A 14,097-nucleotide genomic window follows, 5' to 3' on the forward strand; every position below is an offset into this window, starting at 1 on the left:
GGCAGTCATGAGCGACAACGACTGGACGGACCGCATCGCGGGCGAGCGGATGGAAGTCGACCGGTTGTTCAACGACCAGGTCACCGCATCTTCCTTCTCTAGCCAACAGTGGGGTCTCGTCATGACCGCCGTCGAGTTCGAGATAGAGGGGCCGGAGGACCCCGAGACAGCCCGCATCGTAGCGAACACGTCGAAACTCCCGAGCATCATGCCGGAACTCGACCGCATCGACCAGCAACCGGGGATGGGGCAGCAATCCGGCGGCGGGGGGGGCGGTGGTGGCGGACTCTTCTCCGGCGTCAAGGACGCACTCGGATTGGGCGGCGGCGGGGGTGCAGACCAACGCACCGAGGAAGCAGCGGAACTCGCCCAGCAGTACGCCGACAAATTACAGGAGAAACTGGAGTCGAACGGGCGCTGGCAGGCAATCTGTAAGCAAGCGGCGAACTAGTACTCGTCGCCGCCGTGAAACAGCGTGAGTTCCTCGGCCTCGTAGATGTTGATGAGTTCGGTCACCAGTTCGTCGTAGGACTCGTCCTCGACGCGCAGGTCGTCGAGTCGCTGGATGGTGTCCTCGTCGAGTTCGACTGTCGGCATGGTCGCGGGTTCCCCTCGCGGACACTTAACGTTCGGGGACGTGCAGAAACGGACTCGGACAGTAGTAAAAAAGCACAACCGAAAACTGTTAATGTGCGTTCTGGGTAGATTTTCGATATGCGACCTGTAGCAGACTCGCCGCTCGTTCGCAACGACAAGACGCTCGTGCTGGCCCACGACCACGGCCTCGAACACGGGCCGAAGCAGTTCAGCGGCGTCGAGGAACGTCTCGACCCCCGCGAAGTGTTCGAGATGGCGACCCACGACGCCGTCACGGCGCTGGCGGTCGGCAAAGGACTCGCAGAGACCTACTACCCCAGCTACGAGGACGACGTGAACCTCCTCGCGAAGCTCAACGGCGGCTCGGACCTCTGGATGGGCGACCCCTACTCCGCCCACAACTGGTCGGTCGAGTACGCCGCCGAACTGGGCGCCGACGCCATCGGCTACACCATCTACCCCGGCGTGAACAAAGAGCCCGAGATGTTCGAGGACTTCCGGCCGGTACAAGAGGCCGCCCGCGACCACGACCTCCCAATCGCGATGTGGTCGTACCCGCGCGGACAGGCCGTCAAGGAACACCGGAGCCGCGACATCATCGCCTACGCCGCCCGCATCGGTCTCGAACTGGGCGCTGACTTCACGAAGGTGAAATACCCCCGGAACAAGGACGCGATGGCCCACGCCGTCGACGCCGCCGCCGACAACCGCGTCCTGCTCTCCGGTGGCTCGAAAACGTCGGACCGCGACTTCCTCGAACTCGTCGCCGACTGTATGGACGTCGGCGTCTCGGGGCTGGCCGTCGGCCGTAACGTCTGGCAGCGCGACGACCCCTACGACATCCTCGATAAGTTAGAAGGGGTCGTCTTCGAGGGCGAAAGCGCCGACGACGTCCTGTAGGCCATGGACGAGGCTACCCGACGGGCCGTCGCGGACGCGCGCGAGGAGTTGCCCGACGCCGAGGCGATAGACGCTGGCCGCGTCGTGTTCGGCTTCGACGGTTACCTCGACCGCGTCCGGGAAGTCGTCGCCGACCGGACGGACCCGGACACCTACGAGCGACTGGCGACGATAGCCGCGTTCGGAGAGCGGGTCGACCGCTCCGTCGCCGCCGACAGTTCCCTCACGTTCGAGTGGCTGGAGGAAGGCCGCCGAACGGGTGGCCACACCTGTCACCTCGCCCGCGCCTTCGGGACGTGGTCGTTCGACCCGACGCTCGTCGGGATGTACGGTGATCCCGTCCACGAGGCGTTCGAGGCGGAGTTCGGCGAGTTCGATCTCAACTCGATGGGAGCCCCCGGCGTCACGGACGCCATCGAGTTCGACGACGGCAAACTGATGCTGAGCGAGATCGGCGACACGATGCATCTCGACTGGGCCGACATCGGCGAGCGCTTCGGCCACGATAGACTGGCCCAGCGCCTCGACGGTGCCGACCTGTTGGGGATGGGCTACTGGTCCGAAGCGCCGAACCTGCCCGACATCCTCGACGGCCTGTGTGACGTCTGGAACGACATCGAGACCCCGCCGGGGCACGTCCTCGTCGACCCGGGCGACGTGCGGAAACTCGACGCAGACCGCCTGCGCGCGGGCCGCAAGGCCATCGGTCGGCTGGACGAGGTGACCGACGTCGTCGTCTCCTCGAACCGCGCCGAGACCGGCGTTCTGGCCGACGCCTACTCGGGCGAGGCCGACCGCTCCTTCGAAGCGGCCGCCGAGGCCGTCCACGAGGCGCTCGACCCGACGTGGTTCGTGGGCCACGGCGTCGACCGCTCGGTCGTCGTCTCTCCGGCCGGGACCGACAGCGTCTCCGTGCCGGCGGTGGACGACCCCGAACTGACGACGAGTTCCGGCGACCACTTCAACGCCGGCCTCGGCCTCGGCCTCGTGACGGACCTCTCGCCGGCGGCGGCCGTCGTCGTCGGCAACGCCGTCGCTGGACACTTCGTCCGCACGGCCGACCAGCCATCGCTCGGCGAGGTCCGGTCGTTCGTCGATACCTACGACGAGAAGTTCTGACTCAGCCGTCCAGTTCCCGGACGGTCACTCGTTCTCGCAACGCCGAGACGTCGTCGAGCGCCGGCACCGCCGTGCCGGCCTGTTCGACCAGTCGAGAGGAGACGGCGACGCCGTTCTGTAACGCTGCGGCGTCGTCGGCACCCGCGTCCCACGCCGCGAGGGCGCCCGAGAGGAGCGCGTCGCCCGCACCGACTGTCCCGACTACGTCGACGTTCAGCGCTTCGGCGTACAGGAGCGTCGACCCGGTAGCGAGTACCGCGCCGTCGCCGCCCATCGACGCCAGTACGCGGTCGAACCCGCGGTCGCGGAAGGCGTCGGCCGCGCGAGCGCACCCCTCGACGGTCGAGACGTCGGCACCGGTCGCCTCGCCGAGTTCCTCGCGGTTTGGCTTGCACAGCGCGTACTGCTCGTCGAGTTCGCGGAGAGCGCGTCCCTCCATGTCGACGACGGTGTCCCAGTCGCCGGCCGCGGCGACGGCGTCGACGTCAGAAAGCGACACGCCGGGCGTGAGACTGCCGCTGACGACGACCTGTTCGGGGTCGTTCGAACGAATCCGATCGATGGTGGCATCGACGACCGCGTCGTCTACCGTCGGCCCGTCGTGGTTGAGTTTGTACTCGGCGTCGGTGGCCAGCGCGGTGGTGTTCAACCGCGTCGTCCCGTCGACTTCGACGAAGGCCGTCTCGACGCCGTCGGCCGCCAGTTCGTCGCGGATGAACTCGCCGGTGAACCCGCCGACGATGCCGGTCGCGGCACAGTCCGTATCGAGCGCCGTGAGAAACTGGGCGACGTTGATTCCCTTGCCCGCCGCGTCGAACCGAGCATCGGTGGCTCGCATGACGTGGTCGGGTGCCATCGGTTCGTCGAACTGAATCGTCTGGTCGACTGCTGGGTTGAACGTGACTGTAACGATCATTTGCTGACTCCTTCGACGACGACATCGGCGTCTGCGAACGCATCGGCGAGGGGGGCCGGGAGTTCACCGTCCGTAACCATCATGTCCACGTCGTCTAGGTCCGCGAACGAGACGAAACTGCGCTCCCCGAACTTCGAACTGTCCGCTACGAGCACCACGCGACCGGCCCGTTCGACCATCTGCCGCTTGACTTCGGCCTCGTCCTCGTTCGGTGTGGAGAGACCGGCCTCCGCGTCCAGCGCGTTCGTCCCGAGAAAGAGGAGATCGAAGTTCGTCCGGTCTAAGAACGCCTCGGCGGTCGGCCCGACCAGCGCCTTCGTCCGGGCCCGGAGCGTCCCCCCGGTAGACTTGACGTCTATCTCTCGGTTCGAAAGCTCCATGGCGAGTGCTGGCATGTTGGTCGCCGCGACGTAGCCGCTGTCAGGCGCTGCGCGTGCGACTTCCATGGTGGTCGTCCCAGCGTCGAAGAAGACGACCTGTCCGTCGCGAATCTCGTCGCTGGCGCGGACGGCGATGGCCTGTTTGGCGTCGAGTCGCTCGACCTCGCGCTGGTCGTACGACCGCTCGGTGCCGACCGAGGAGGCCGGAACAGCACCACCGTGGGACCGCTCGATGCGACCCTCGGCTTCGAGGTCACGGAGGTCACGTCGGATGGTCGCCTTCGAGAACTCGAGTTCGTCGGCGAGTACCGCGACCGAACAGCCGTCTCGCTCTGTCACTAACTGGACGATGGTCCGCTTGCGTTCGGCCGGGAGCATACTGTTCCCGTGATTGTTTCGCTTCGGTTTTACCACTTTCTATCGACTGTTGCGCGTTTGTGAGCGAAGAAGGGAGCGGTCGGTCGCTACAGTTCGTCGACGATTGCCGCCGTGACCGCCTCGGTGGAAGCGTCGCCGCCGAGATCCGGGGTCCGTGGTCCGGATTCGAGGACGGCCTCGACAGCGTCGCGCACGCGGCCGCCCTCCTCGTCGTAGCCGAGATGGTCGAGCAGCATCGCCGCGGAGAGAACCATCGCCGAGGGGTTGGCGATGCCCTCGCCCGCGATGTCGGGCGCAGAGCCGTGGACGGGTTCGAACAGCGCGTTCTCCTCGCCGACGTTCGCCGACGGTAGCAGTCCCAGTCCTCCGACGAGGCCGGCCGCGAGGTCAGACAGCATGTCGCCCGCGAGGTTCGGACAGATGACGACGTCGTACTCCTCGGGCGTCATCACGAGGTGCATCGCCAGCGCGTCCATCAACGCCGTGTCGTAGTCGGCATCGCGTTCCGCTGCGACGGCCTCGGCGGTTTCGAGGAACAGGCCGTCCGTCTCGCGCATCACGTTGGCCTTGTGCGCGATGGTCACGTCGTCGTAGTCGTTCTGTTTCGCGTAGTCGAAGCCGAACTCGGCGATGTTCCGGGATGCGTCCTCGGTGACGACGCGTGTCAGCGTCCGGACGCCGTCGACTATCTCGTTCTCGATGCCAGAGTAGACGCCCTCGGTGTTCTCGCGGATGAAGACGATGTCGGTGTCCGGTTGGACCGCATCGAGGCCGGGGTACGAGCGTGCGGGGCGGACGTTGGCGAACGACCCGACGACGTCGCGCAGCGGGAGGATGACGTCGGCGGCCGTCTCGCCGGCCGCGCCAAAGAGCGTCGCGTCGGCGTCGGCGGCGATGTCCCGCGTCTCCTGTGGGAGTGCCTCGCCGGTCTCCGCCTTCACGGCGTCGCCGGCCGCAGCCTCGACGAACTCGAAGTCGACCGTCTCCAGCGCCTCCAGTACCGAGACGGCGGCGGGCGTGACTTCCTGCCCGATGCCGTCGCCGGGGATGACCGCAATCTCGTGTGTCATGTGCGCCGAGAGGCGGGCGGTCCGTGAAAGTGGTTCGGTTCGTGGGCGTCAGAAAGTTACGCGGTCGCCAGCGCCGAGCCAGTAGCGGTCGACGGCCAACGCGACGGCTATCGCGACCGGATACGTACCGAGCCAGTAGTACAGTTGCGTGAACGGGTCCGGCGGCGCGGCGACGGCGGCGGTGAGGAATCCGACCAGACTCCCGACGGCGAGGGTCCTCGCGGCGACGTATCGGCGCCCCGGGTCGCTGACTCGCTCGCGTCGCCGTCGAAGGAGAGATAGCGTCAGCGGGGCGACGGGATAGGTCACGACCGCGACCGCGGGTTCAGACCGCGTGACGCCGCGTCGAGGGCGACCCAGAGCGCGACCGACACCACCGTAACGAGGAGTACGAGAACTATCAGGGAAAGCAGGAGGGCGTGCTGTGTCACGGTTACGCTCCGGGGGGACGGAACTAAAATCGGCCGGGGCGACCGCTCACCCCTGCCGGGCCAGCGTCACGCCGATGTCGTGTTCGACGAGTAAGAAGATGCCCAGCGCCGCGAGGCCGACCGCGGCCGGGTCGACGCCGCCGAAGCCGAGAGTGGCGAGCAGGCCCGCGAACTGCTGGCCCTCGAAGACCAGCAACAGCCACACTGTCGCTCCGATACCTTCGACGAGGCTGAACCCGATAGTGTTGAGGTTGACCACGTTCGATAGCGGCGCCTCCCCCCGGAGGATGTTGTCCTCGACGCTGTGCTGTGGTACGAGCAACACCGACAGGACCGCGCCGGCGACGAGGATACCGTCGACGCCGCCGAGCCTATCGGCGATACCGAGCCACACGGCCCAGAGCAACGCCTCGGAGACGCTGATACCGACAATTCGAGCGAGCGGGAAAGAGAGTGAGAGGCCGTTGACGGTGGCGTCGGTGAGGACGTGTTCGACGACGAGTCCGACCGTCAACACACCGAGGCCGATGGCCGCCGGGCGTGAGATGACCGGCGCCCCCTGTACGAGTGCCAACCAGAGCCCCAGCGCGACCGTCTCGACCACGGTGAACCCGACCATGAGGAACGTCCGGGCCGTGGCCTGAAGCCCAGTCAGTGATTGCATCTGTCGCGCGTCGAACGTGGCCATAGCGCTGGTGTGGTCGGTCAGGGTTTAGTTAGACAGTCGCTAAGGCCCGCTGTGAGCGGTCGACTGGCCACCGTCCGGAACCAGCCAGCGACGTGTGGCCGTTTTGCCGACGCCGACGCAGTGGCACACTGGCTACTACAGGTAGTATTATACGGTTACCGTCGACAGAACCGGGAATCAGCGTCGTCCGCTGGTGAGTACTGGCGGTTTGTGCGACACAGCGAGGGACGCCACAGGGATGAAACCCTGCTTAGCTAATCGTCCGCTTCGACGTCCGACCGGGTCTGGTCGAGATACGGCAACTGGTCGGCCGTCTCCTCGATGGCGTTCCGGTTGGCTTTCATCAGGGCCGTCGTGTCCCAGATGCCCTCGACGAGTGCCTGTCGCTGCGCGTCGTCGACGGAGACAGAAATTTCGTTGCCGAGCGCAGAACTCTTCGAGTTCTGCTCGGCTCCGGAATCGTCCGATTCCGGAACGCCGTAGCGGACCGTCTCGGCCGCTACGTCGACTTCGATTTTCCCGTCCGGGTTGTCGTCGACCCACTGCTGGAGCGCGTTGATGCTCTCGTGGTCGGCGGTCACCGTCGGGATACCGAGCGCGAGGCAGTTGCCCGCGAAGATTTCGGCGAAGCCCTCGCCGATGATGGCGTCGATGCCCCAGCGCATCAGCGCCTGCGGGGCGTGTTCGCGGGAGGAGCCACAGCCGAAGTTGTTGTTGACCACCATGACGTTGGCGTCCTGAAACCGCTCCTCGTTCATCGGGTGGTCCTTCTGGTTGTCCTCGTCGTCAAACCGCAGGTCGAAGAAGGCGAACTCGCCCAGTCCGTCGAAGGTGACGACCTTCATGAACCGGGCCGGGATGATCTGGTCCGTGTCGATGTCGTTCCCGCGGATGGGGATACCGGTCCCCTCGACGTAGTCGACTTCGGGAATCTCCTCTGTCGGGTCGCTCATGCCAGCGTCACCTCCTTGATGTCGCGGACGTCAGAGACTTCGCCGGTGATGGCCGCGGCGGCCACCATCCGGGGGTTCATCAGGACGGTGCGCCCGTCCTTCGAACCCTGTCGACCGACGAAGTTCCGGTTCGACGAGGACGCACAGGCTTCGTCGCCCTCTAGCTGGTCCTCGTTCATGCCGAGACACATCGAACAGCCAGCGTTGCGCCACTCGAAGCCGGCTTCCTCGAAGACGTCCTTCAGGCCTTCCTCCTCGGCGGCGCGCTGGACGCGCTGACTGCCGGGGACGACGAAGGCTCGCACGTCCTCGTCGACCTGTCGACCCTTCACGATGCGGGCCGCACGGCGCAGGTCGGGGAGGCGAGCGTTGGTACAGGAGCCGAGGAAGGCGACGTCGATGTCGTAGCCCTCCATCGTCTCTCCGGGTTCGACGCGCATGTGCTTCTGGGCGCGTCGGGCGGTGTCTTGCTTGTCCTCGGCGAGGTCCTCGGGTGCCGGGATGGGGTCGTCGATGCCGATACCCTGTCCGGGCGTGGTCCCCCACGTGACGACGGGGTCCAGTTCGCTGGCGTCGATCTCGACGACGTCGTCGTACTCGGCGTCGTCGTCGCTCTGGATGGACTCCCAGTACGGTTTGAGTTCCTCGAACTTCTCGGGGTGCTCCTGGAAGTAGTCCGTCTGTTCGAGCCACTCGAAGGTGGTCTCGTCGGGGTTGACATACCCCGCGCGAGCGCCGCCCTCGATGGACATGTTACAGATAGACATCCGACCCTCCATGTCGAGGTTCTCGATGGTCTCGCCGGCGTACTCGTAGACGTAGCCGACGCCGCCCTCGGTACCGAGACGGCGGATGATTTCGAGGATGATGTCCTTGGCCTCGACGCCCTCGTCGAGTTCGCCGGTGACCTCGATTTTGCGGACCTTCTGTTTCTCCATCGCGATGGTCTGGGTCGCCAGCACGTCGCGAATCTGGCTGGTCCCGATACCGAACGCCAGCGCACCGAAGGCACCGTGGGTCGAGGTGTGACTGTCACCGCAGACGATGGTCTTGCCGGGTTGGGTGATGCCCTGCTCCGGGCCGATGACGTGGACGATACCCTGATCGCCGGTGGTCGGGTCCGAGAACTCGATGCCCGCGTCGCGGACGTTCTCTTCGAGTTCGGCCATCATCCGCTCGGCGGCGTCGTCGGCGTACGGACGGTCCTGATTCGCCGTCGGGACGATGTGGTCGACCGTCGCGTGGGTCAGGTCGGGGCGCGCGACTTCGAGACCGCGCTCCTGGAGCATCCCGAACGCCTGCGGGCTGGTGACCTCGTGGATGAGGTGCAGGCCGACGAACAGCTGGTCCTGCCCGTTGGGCAGCGTCGTGACTTTGTGCCGGTCCCATACCTTATCGTAGAGGGTACCCTGGCTCATACTGTCTCGTCCCGTCCTTCGGTGCCGCGCTCGTAGGCGCGTGCGACGCCCTCACCGGGCGCCTCGTGGTCGACGTCTTCCATCGTCTCCGCCGTCCGATTCCCTTCGGCGTCGGCCTCTGAATCGCGCTCACCGCCGTCGGCCGCCACCGCCGGGCCGCGTTTGAACGCGGCGCCGAACGTCTCGTTCGTGTGTGGGTGCGTGTGGTCCACGTCGCCCATCGTGTCGTTCGTATCAGTCATCTGCTGGTGCTTCCTCTTTCTGCTGGTCGGCGTCGTCGCCCCACGCGAACAGTTCGCGCAGGCCGGCGCCGACTTCCTCGATCTGGTGGTTCTGTTCTGCGTTCCGGTACTGCTTGTAGGCGGGTCGGTTGGCCTGGTTCTCGTTGATCCACTCGCGAGCGAACTCGCCGTTCTGGACCTCTTCGAGAATCTTCTCCATGCCCTCGCGGTCGATGACCTCCTCACCGCGGGTCAGGCCGCCGTACTCGGCGGTGTCGGAGACGGAGTTCCACATCTCCATGTGGCCGCCCTCGTACATCAGGTCGACGATGAGCTTGAGTTCGTTCAGGCACTCGAAGTAGGCCATCTCCGGGGCGTAGCCCGCATCGACGAGCGTCTCGAAGCCGGCCTTCACGAGGTCGGTGACGCCGCCACAGAGGACGGCCTGCTCGCCGAACAGGTCGGTTTCGACCTCTTCCTGGAAGGTCGTCTCGATGACGCCCGCACGGGTACAGCCGACGCCCTTCGCGTAGGCCAGTGCCTCCTCGAATGCGTCGCCGGTGGCGTCCTGATAGACGGCCACGAGGCCGGGGGTCCCCTCGCCGCGCTCGTAGGTCCGGCGGACGAGGTGGCCCGGCGACTTCGGCGCGACCATCGTCACGTCGACGTCCTCCGGCGGTTCGATCTGGCCGTAGTGGATGTTGAACCCGTGGGCGAACTGGAGCGTGTCGCCGGCGTCGAGTTCGTCTTCGATGGCCTCGTAGACGGCTGGCTGGACCGTGTCCGGGACGAGCATCACGACGCGGTCGGCCTCGCGGGCCGCCACGTCGGGCGTCTCGACGCGCAGGCCGGCGTCTTCGGCGGCCTGTCGCGAGGAGGACGTCTCACGAAGGCCGACGACGACGTCGACCCCGGATTCGTGGAGGTTCAGGGCGTGAGCGTGGCCCTGTGAGCCGTAGCCGAGTACGGCAACTGTCTCGTCGTCGAGTGTCGATACGTCTGCGTCGTCGTCGTAGTAGACGGTCGTCGTGAGTTCGTCAGTCATCTTTATCGAGTGTTGTGGGGCCTCGTTCCAGTGCGGCGGCCCCCGTCCGCACGATCTCCTGCACGTCGAACTGCCGGAAGGCTTCGACGGCAGCGTCTATCTTCTGTTTGCTACCCGTGACCTCGACGGTCACCGAGTCGGTGGAGGCGTCGACGGCCTGTCCGTCGTACATCTCCGCGACGGCGTTGACGTCGTCGGGTTTCTCGCCACCGACCTTGATGAGCGCGAGTTCGCGCCGGACCGCTTCCGGTTCCAGTTCCATCACCGAGATGACGGGCACGAGCTTCTGCAGCTGCTTTTTGGCCTGCTCGATGCCCGGCTCCGGCTCCTCGATGAGGATGGTCATCCGGGCTATGTTCTCGTCACTCGTGGGGCCGACGGTTAGGCTTTCGATGTTGAACTGGCGGCGGCTGAACAGTCCGGACACTTCGGAGAGCACGCCCGGACGGTGTTTGACCAGCGCCGACAGCACCGCCTGTCGCGGTTCGTGGGTCACTTCGGCCTCGGGGTCGACGCGAATCCCTTGCGAGTTGCGTCGGCCCTCGGGGCGCATCCGTTCGTCGGGCGCGGGGCCTGGCATTCCTCCAGTCATCGTTAGAGCATCTCCAGATGGTCTTCTTCCAGTGCGAACAGACCGTTGTCGCCGCCGCTCGGAACCATCGGGAAGACGTTCTCCCCGGGGTCGATGTGGGCGTCGATGACGCTGGGCCCGTCGTAGTCGCGCGCTGCCTGAATGGTGTCCTCGACGTCGTCGGTCTCTTCCAGGCGGAAGCCGCGAGCGCCGAACGCCTCGGCGAGTTTGTCGAACTGCGGAATCCACGGGTACTCCGAGGCCATGCGACGGCCCTCGTAGAACCCGTCCTGCCACTGGCGGACCATCCCGACGGCCTCGTTGTTGAGGATGACGTACGTGATGTCGAGGTTCTCCCGGACCGCGACGGAGAGCCCCTGCACCGTCATCAGGAACGAGCCGTCGCCGTCGAAGCAGACGACTTCCTGGTCGGGTGCGGCCAGTTTCGCGCCGATGGCCGCGGGAACGCCGTACCCCATCGTCCCGAGGCCGTGGGAGGAGACCCACGTCCGGGGCTCGGTGTACTCCCAGAACTGGGAGGCCCACATCTGGTGCTGGCCGACGCCGGTGCAGACGATGGTGTCGTCCGGCGTCACGTCGGAGAACGTCTCGACGACGTACTGCGGTTTCAGCGGTTCGTCGTCGGGCATCTCGTAGGTCATCGGGTACTCGTCTTTCCAGTCCTGGCACTGCTCGCGCCACTCGTCGGCGTCGGGCGCGCGCGGCATCGCGTCGAACAGCTGGCGCAGGACCGCACGAGCGTCCCCGACGAGCGGGTAGTCGGCGTAGACGTTCTTGCTGATCTCCGCCGGGTCGATGTCGACGTGGACGAGGTCCGCGTCCGGCGCGAACGAATCGACGCCGCCGGTCAGACGGTCGTCGAAGCGCGTCCCGATGGCCAGCATGCAGTCCGTGTTCGTGATGGCCATGTTGGCGTAGCCGGTGCCGTGCATCCCGGCCCACTCCAGCGAGAGTTCGTGGTCCTCGGGGAAACTCCCGATACCGGGCATCGTCGTGATGACCGGAATCTCGTACTCCATCGCGAACTCCCGGAGCGCTCCGGAGGCGTCGGCCTTGATGACGCCGCCACCGGAGAGGATGACCGGCCGGTCGGCGTCGGCAAGCACGTCGGCGGCCTCTTGGACGGCCTCGTCGTCGGCCTCGTCGGGGACGTCGTAGGTGTCGGGCGTGGTCGGCGCCATCGGTTCGACGTCCGTCTCGCCCTGCGTGACGTCTTTCGGGAGGTCGACCAGCGTCGGTCCCTGTCGACCGGCGTCGGCCAGCGCGAACGCCTCGCTGACGTCGTTGCCGACGGTGTCCGAGTGGTTCGCGAAGTAGCTCTCCTTGGTGATGGGCTGGGTGATGCCGACGGTGTCCGTCTCCTGGAACGCGTCGTTGCCGACGAAGTCGGTCGGGACCTGTCCCGTCAGCGCGATCATCGGGTCCGAGTCCATCGACGCGTCGGCGATGCCGGTCACGAGGTTAGTCGCACCCGGCCCGGACGTGGCAAAGCAGACGCCGGGGTCGCCCGTGACGATACCGTAGGCGTCGGCGGCATGAGAGGCCCCTTGCTCGTGGGCCATCGTCACGTGGGTGATGTCCGAGTCGTACAGGGCGTCGTAGACCGGCATGATTGCGCCGCCCTGGACGCCGAAGATGTACTCGGCGCCGGCGTTCTCTAGCGCGCGGACGACGGACTGCGCGCCCGTGGTGACCGGTGCCTGTTCCTCGGTCGATTCGTCGTCTGCCTGTTCGTCCTCCGCGGGGACGGACGCACGTTCGCTCATGCTGTCGTCCCCCCGTGTGTCTGTCGCGATTGTGTGTGTCCTGCGTGCATAGCTGGCGTCTCTGCTGTGTGGTGGAAAGTCGGTACGGCCGGCGACGAAAGTGGGGTGTGAGGGGCTATACAGCCCCTACAATACGCACGTCGCGAAGAAGGTCCGCGCCGCTGGCGATGGGTCGAACCCGCGGTCCAGCGTGCGCTGTCATCACGTCGAAAATCTGTTTGCCACGGGTAATAAACGTTCTGTGAGAGGTGCTGTCGCACGTCTCGATAGCGAACACGCGACACTGCGCGCCGCTGGTGACTGTTCGTCGCGGCCGGAGGTCCGGTCATCGGCCTACGCGCGGACCTCCTCGGTCTCCTCGTCGACGCCGACTTCGGTGGCGAACCGTTCCAGTTCGCTCATCGTAACCTGCTGTTTCTCCGCGCCGTAGTCCTTGACGCGGCGGGTCACTTCTCGCACTTCGGCGTCGGTCGGCGCGTAGCCCGCGTCGACCAACCGCTCGCGTACCGAGTGTGCACCGGTGTGTTTCCCCAGTACGAGTTCGCGCTCGGCGCCGACCATCTCGGGGGTCATGACGCCGGGTTCGAACGTATCGGAGTTCTCGATGACGCCGGCCGCGTGGATGCCGCTCTCGTGGGAGAAGGCGTTGCGTCCCACGATGGGCTTGTTCGCCGGAACCGGGATGTCGGACTTCTCCTCGACCAGCCGTGACAGCTCCGTGATACGGGTGGTGTCGATGCCGGTCTCGACGTCGTACAGCGACTCCAGCGTCATGACGACCTCCTCGTAGGCCGCGTTCCCGGCCCGTTCGCCGATGCCGTTGACCGACACCTGTGCCTGACTCGCGCCCGCCTCGAAGCCGGAGATGGCGTTCGCGGAGGCCAGACCGAAGTCGTCGTGGGCGTGGACGTCGATACGGGCGTCCGTGTGCCCGTCGACCATCTCGATGAGGTCGTAGAACCGACGTGGCGTCGCGACCCCGCAGGTGTCTGGGATGTTTATCCAATCCGCACCCGCCTCGGACGTCGCCTCGATGACCTCGACGAGGAAGTCCTCGTCGGTCCGGGTGGCGTCCATCGGCGAGAACATGCACTCGGCACCGGCCTCGACGATGCGCTCGACGCTCTCGACGGCGCTGTCGAGTGCCTCCTGCCGGGTCGCGTGCATGGAATCTTGCAACTGTACGTCCGACGTCGAGACGAACGTGTGGACCATGTCCACACCCGAATCTAAGGCCGCCTCGATGTCTTTCTCGACCACACGCGCTAGACCGCAGGTCGTCACGGTCGTGGACTCGGCGATGTCGCGCACTGCCTCGAACTCCGCGTCGGAGTTGACGGGGAATCCGGCCTCGATGACGTGGGTCCCCATCTCGTCGAGTACAGCGGCTATCTCGCGTTTGTCCTCGTAGTTGAACGACGTGCGTGGCGACTGCTCACCATCACGCAGCGTGGTGTCGAAAATCCGTGCGTCTGTTATCTCAGACGTGGAATCCAGTGTGCCCTGGAAGAACTCGATCCGCCGGAGATTCCGACGTGCCCTCGTTGTTGGACATAAGCACCTATATCTGGACACTTCCAGTATTTATAGTTGTCCATCGGGCCGGTTCTGGGCGGTCGGTCG

Annotated in this window: 17 protein-coding genes; 3 read left to right on the top strand and 14 right to left on the bottom strand. The window is 65.9% G+C overall.

The genetic code is table 11. The annotated features are described in order from the left end of the window. The first annotated feature begins 7 nt into the window (after positions 1–7). On the top strand, positions 8–451 hold the full coding sequence (locus G9465_RS13150) for a DUF5799 family protein (RefSeq protein ID WP_166970708.1): 444 nt from the start codon (positions 8–10) through the stop codon (positions 449–451). On the opposite strand, the gene G9465_RS13155 is transcribed toward G9465_RS13150, so the two are convergent. Beyond that, positions 448–597, bottom strand: coding sequence for a hypothetical protein (locus G9465_RS13155; RefSeq protein ID WP_166970710.1), 150 nt, complete (start codon positions 595–597; stop codon positions 448–450). The genes G9465_RS13150 and G9465_RS13155 overlap by 4 nt on opposite strands. A 117-nt stretch (positions 598–714) precedes the next feature. Here G9465_RS13155 and G9465_RS13160 point away from each other — a divergent pair, with 117 nt between their 5' ends. Beyond that, positions 715–1,497: a class I fructose-bisphosphate aldolase gene (locus tag G9465_RS13160; RefSeq protein WP_166970712.1), complete on the top strand. Its 783-nt coding sequence runs from the start codon at positions 715–717 to the stop codon at positions 1,495–1,497. 3 nt (positions 1,498–1,500) lie between these two features. After that, positions 1,501–2,616, top strand: a complete 1,116-nt coding sequence (locus G9465_RS13165; protein WP_166970714.1) for a hypothetical protein — start codon at positions 1,501–1,503, stop codon at positions 2,614–2,616. Position 2,617: 1 nt separating this feature from the next. Here the strand turns inward: G9465_RS13165 and pfkB are convergent, their stop codons facing one another. From pfkB to G9465_RS13225, 13 genes are all read right to left on the bottom strand, one after another. Then, on the bottom strand, positions 2,618–3,532 hold the full coding sequence (gene pfkB, locus G9465_RS13170) for a 1-phosphofructokinase (RefSeq protein WP_166970716.1): 915 nt from the start codon (positions 3,530–3,532) through the stop codon (positions 2,618–2,620). Then, positions 3,529–4,290, bottom strand: a complete 762-nt coding sequence (gene glpR, locus G9465_RS13175; RefSeq protein ID WP_166970718.1) for an HTH-type transcriptional regulator GlpR — start codon at positions 4,288–4,290, stop codon at positions 3,529–3,531. Before glpR ends, pfkB begins: the two co-directional genes overlap by 4 nt. Positions 4,291–4,376: 86 nt before the next feature. Then, positions 4,377–5,360, bottom strand: coding sequence for an isocitrate/isopropylmalate dehydrogenase family protein (locus tag G9465_RS13180; protein WP_166970720.1), 984 nt, complete (start codon positions 5,358–5,360; stop codon positions 4,377–4,379). 48 nt (positions 5,361–5,408) lie between these two features. After that, positions 5,409–5,669 carry a hypothetical protein gene (locus G9465_RS13185; protein WP_166970722.1) on the bottom strand — a complete coding sequence of 87 codons (261 nt, stop codon included), beginning with the start codon at positions 5,667–5,669 and terminating at the stop codon, positions 5,409–5,411. After that, entirely contained in the window at positions 5,666–5,791 is a 126-nt protein-coding gene (locus G9465_RS26105; protein WP_255491946.1) for a hypothetical protein, read from the bottom strand. Before G9465_RS26105 ends, G9465_RS13185 begins: the two co-directional genes overlap by 4 nt. 46 nt (positions 5,792–5,837) lie before the next feature. Then, the gene (locus G9465_RS13190) at positions 5,838–6,479 is read right to left on the bottom strand and encodes a hypothetical protein (RefSeq protein WP_166970724.1); all 642 of its coding nucleotides are present in this window, start codon (positions 6,477–6,479) and stop codon (positions 5,838–5,840) included. A gap of 254 nt (positions 6,480–6,733) precedes the next feature. Beyond that, positions 6,734–7,432, bottom strand: a complete 699-nt coding sequence (leuD, locus tag G9465_RS13195) for a 3-isopropylmalate dehydratase small subunit (protein ID WP_166970727.1) — start codon at positions 7,430–7,432, stop codon at positions 6,734–6,736. Further along, entirely contained in the window at positions 7,429–8,850 is a 1,422-nt protein-coding gene (gene leuC, locus G9465_RS13200) for a 3-isopropylmalate dehydratase large subunit (protein WP_166970729.1), read from the bottom strand. Before leuC ends, leuD begins: the two co-directional genes overlap by 4 nt. After that, the gene (locus G9465_RS13205; RefSeq protein WP_166970731.1) at positions 8,847–9,092 is read right to left on the bottom strand and encodes a hypothetical protein; all 246 of its coding nucleotides are present in this window, start codon (positions 9,090–9,092) and stop codon (positions 8,847–8,849) included. Before G9465_RS13205 ends, leuC begins: the two co-directional genes overlap by 4 nt. Next, complete coding sequence (ilvC, locus tag G9465_RS13210) at positions 9,085–10,116, bottom strand: ketol-acid reductoisomerase (RefSeq protein WP_166970733.1); 1,032 nt, start codon at positions 10,114–10,116, stop codon at positions 9,085–9,087. The genes G9465_RS13205 and ilvC overlap by 8 nt, the downstream gene beginning before the upstream one ends. Beyond that, positions 10,109–10,696 carry an acetolactate synthase small subunit gene (ilvN, locus tag G9465_RS13215; protein WP_166970735.1) on the bottom strand — a complete coding sequence of 196 codons (588 nt, stop codon included), beginning with the start codon at positions 10,694–10,696 and terminating at the stop codon, positions 10,109–10,111. Before ilvN ends, ilvC begins: the two co-directional genes overlap by 8 nt. A 14-nt stretch (positions 10,697–10,710) precedes the next feature. Further along, positions 10,711–12,474 (bottom strand): biosynthetic-type acetolactate synthase large subunit, encoded by a 1,764-nt coding sequence (gene ilvB / locus G9465_RS13220; RefSeq protein ID WP_166970737.1) that lies wholly within the window; start codon positions 12,472–12,474, stop codon positions 10,711–10,713. Between the two features lie 333 nt (positions 12,475–12,807). Beyond that, positions 12,808–14,055, bottom strand: coding sequence for a LeuA family protein (locus G9465_RS13225; protein WP_166973038.1), 1,248 nt, complete (start codon positions 14,053–14,055; stop codon positions 12,808–12,810). Positions 14,056–14,097 lie beyond the last annotated feature (42 nt).

Origin of the sequence: Haloarcula sp. JP-L23 (genome assembly GCF_011602445.1) — an archaeon.
Taxonomy (GTDB): Archaea; Halobacteriota; Halobacteria; order Halobacteriales; family Haloarculaceae; genus Haloarcula; species Haloarcula pellucida.

What these genes read in the sequence shown, in the direction of transcription:
- G9465_RS13150 (WP_166970708.1), top strand. Translation starts at nt 8, where the DNA reads ATGAGCGACAACGACTGGACGGACCGCATCGCGGGCGAGCGGATGGAA.
- G9465_RS13155 (WP_166970710.1), bottom strand. Translation starts at nt 597, where the DNA reads ATGCCGACAGTCGAACTCGACGAGGACACCATCCAGCGACTCGACGAC.
- G9465_RS13160 (WP_166970712.1), top strand. Translation starts at nt 715, where the DNA reads ATGCGACCTGTAGCAGACTCGCCGCTCGTTCGCAACGACAAGACGCTC.
- G9465_RS13165 (WP_166970714.1), top strand. Translation starts at nt 1,501, where the DNA reads ATGGACGAGGCTACCCGACGGGCCGTCGCGGACGCGCGCGAGGAGTTG.
- pfkB (WP_166970716.1), bottom strand. Translation starts at nt 3,532, where the DNA reads ATGATCGTTACAGTCACGTTCAACCCAGCAGTCGACCAGACGATTCAG.
- glpR (WP_166970718.1), bottom strand. Translation starts at nt 4,290, where the DNA reads ATGCTCCCGGCCGAACGCAAGCGGACCATCGTCCAGTTAGTGACAGAG.
- G9465_RS13180 (WP_166970720.1), bottom strand. Translation starts at nt 5,360, where the DNA reads ATGACACACGAGATTGCGGTCATCCCCGGCGACGGCATCGGGCAGGAA.
- G9465_RS13190 (WP_166970724.1), bottom strand. Translation starts at nt 6,479, where the DNA reads ATGGCCACGTTCGACGCGCGACAGATGCAATCACTGACTGGGCTTCAG.
- leuD (WP_166970727.1), bottom strand. Translation starts at nt 7,432, where the DNA reads ATGAGCGACCCGACAGAGGAGATTCCCGAAGTCGACTACGTCGAGGGG.
- leuC (WP_166970729.1), bottom strand. Translation starts at nt 8,850, where the DNA reads ATGAGCCAGGGTACCCTCTACGATAAGGTATGGGACCGGCACAAAGTC.
- G9465_RS13205 (WP_166970731.1), bottom strand. Translation starts at nt 9,092, where the DNA reads ATGACTGATACGAACGACACGATGGGCGACGTGGACCACACGCACCCA.
- ilvC (WP_166970733.1), bottom strand. Translation starts at nt 10,116, where the DNA reads ATGACTGACGAACTCACGACGACCGTCTACTACGACGACGACGCAGAC.
- ilvN (WP_166970735.1), bottom strand. Translation starts at nt 10,696, where the DNA reads ATGCCAGGCCCCGCGCCCGACGAACGGATGCGCCCCGAGGGCCGACGC.
- ilvB (WP_166970737.1), bottom strand. Translation starts at nt 12,474, where the DNA reads ATGAGCGAACGTGCGTCCGTCCCCGCGGAGGACGAACAGGCAGACGAC.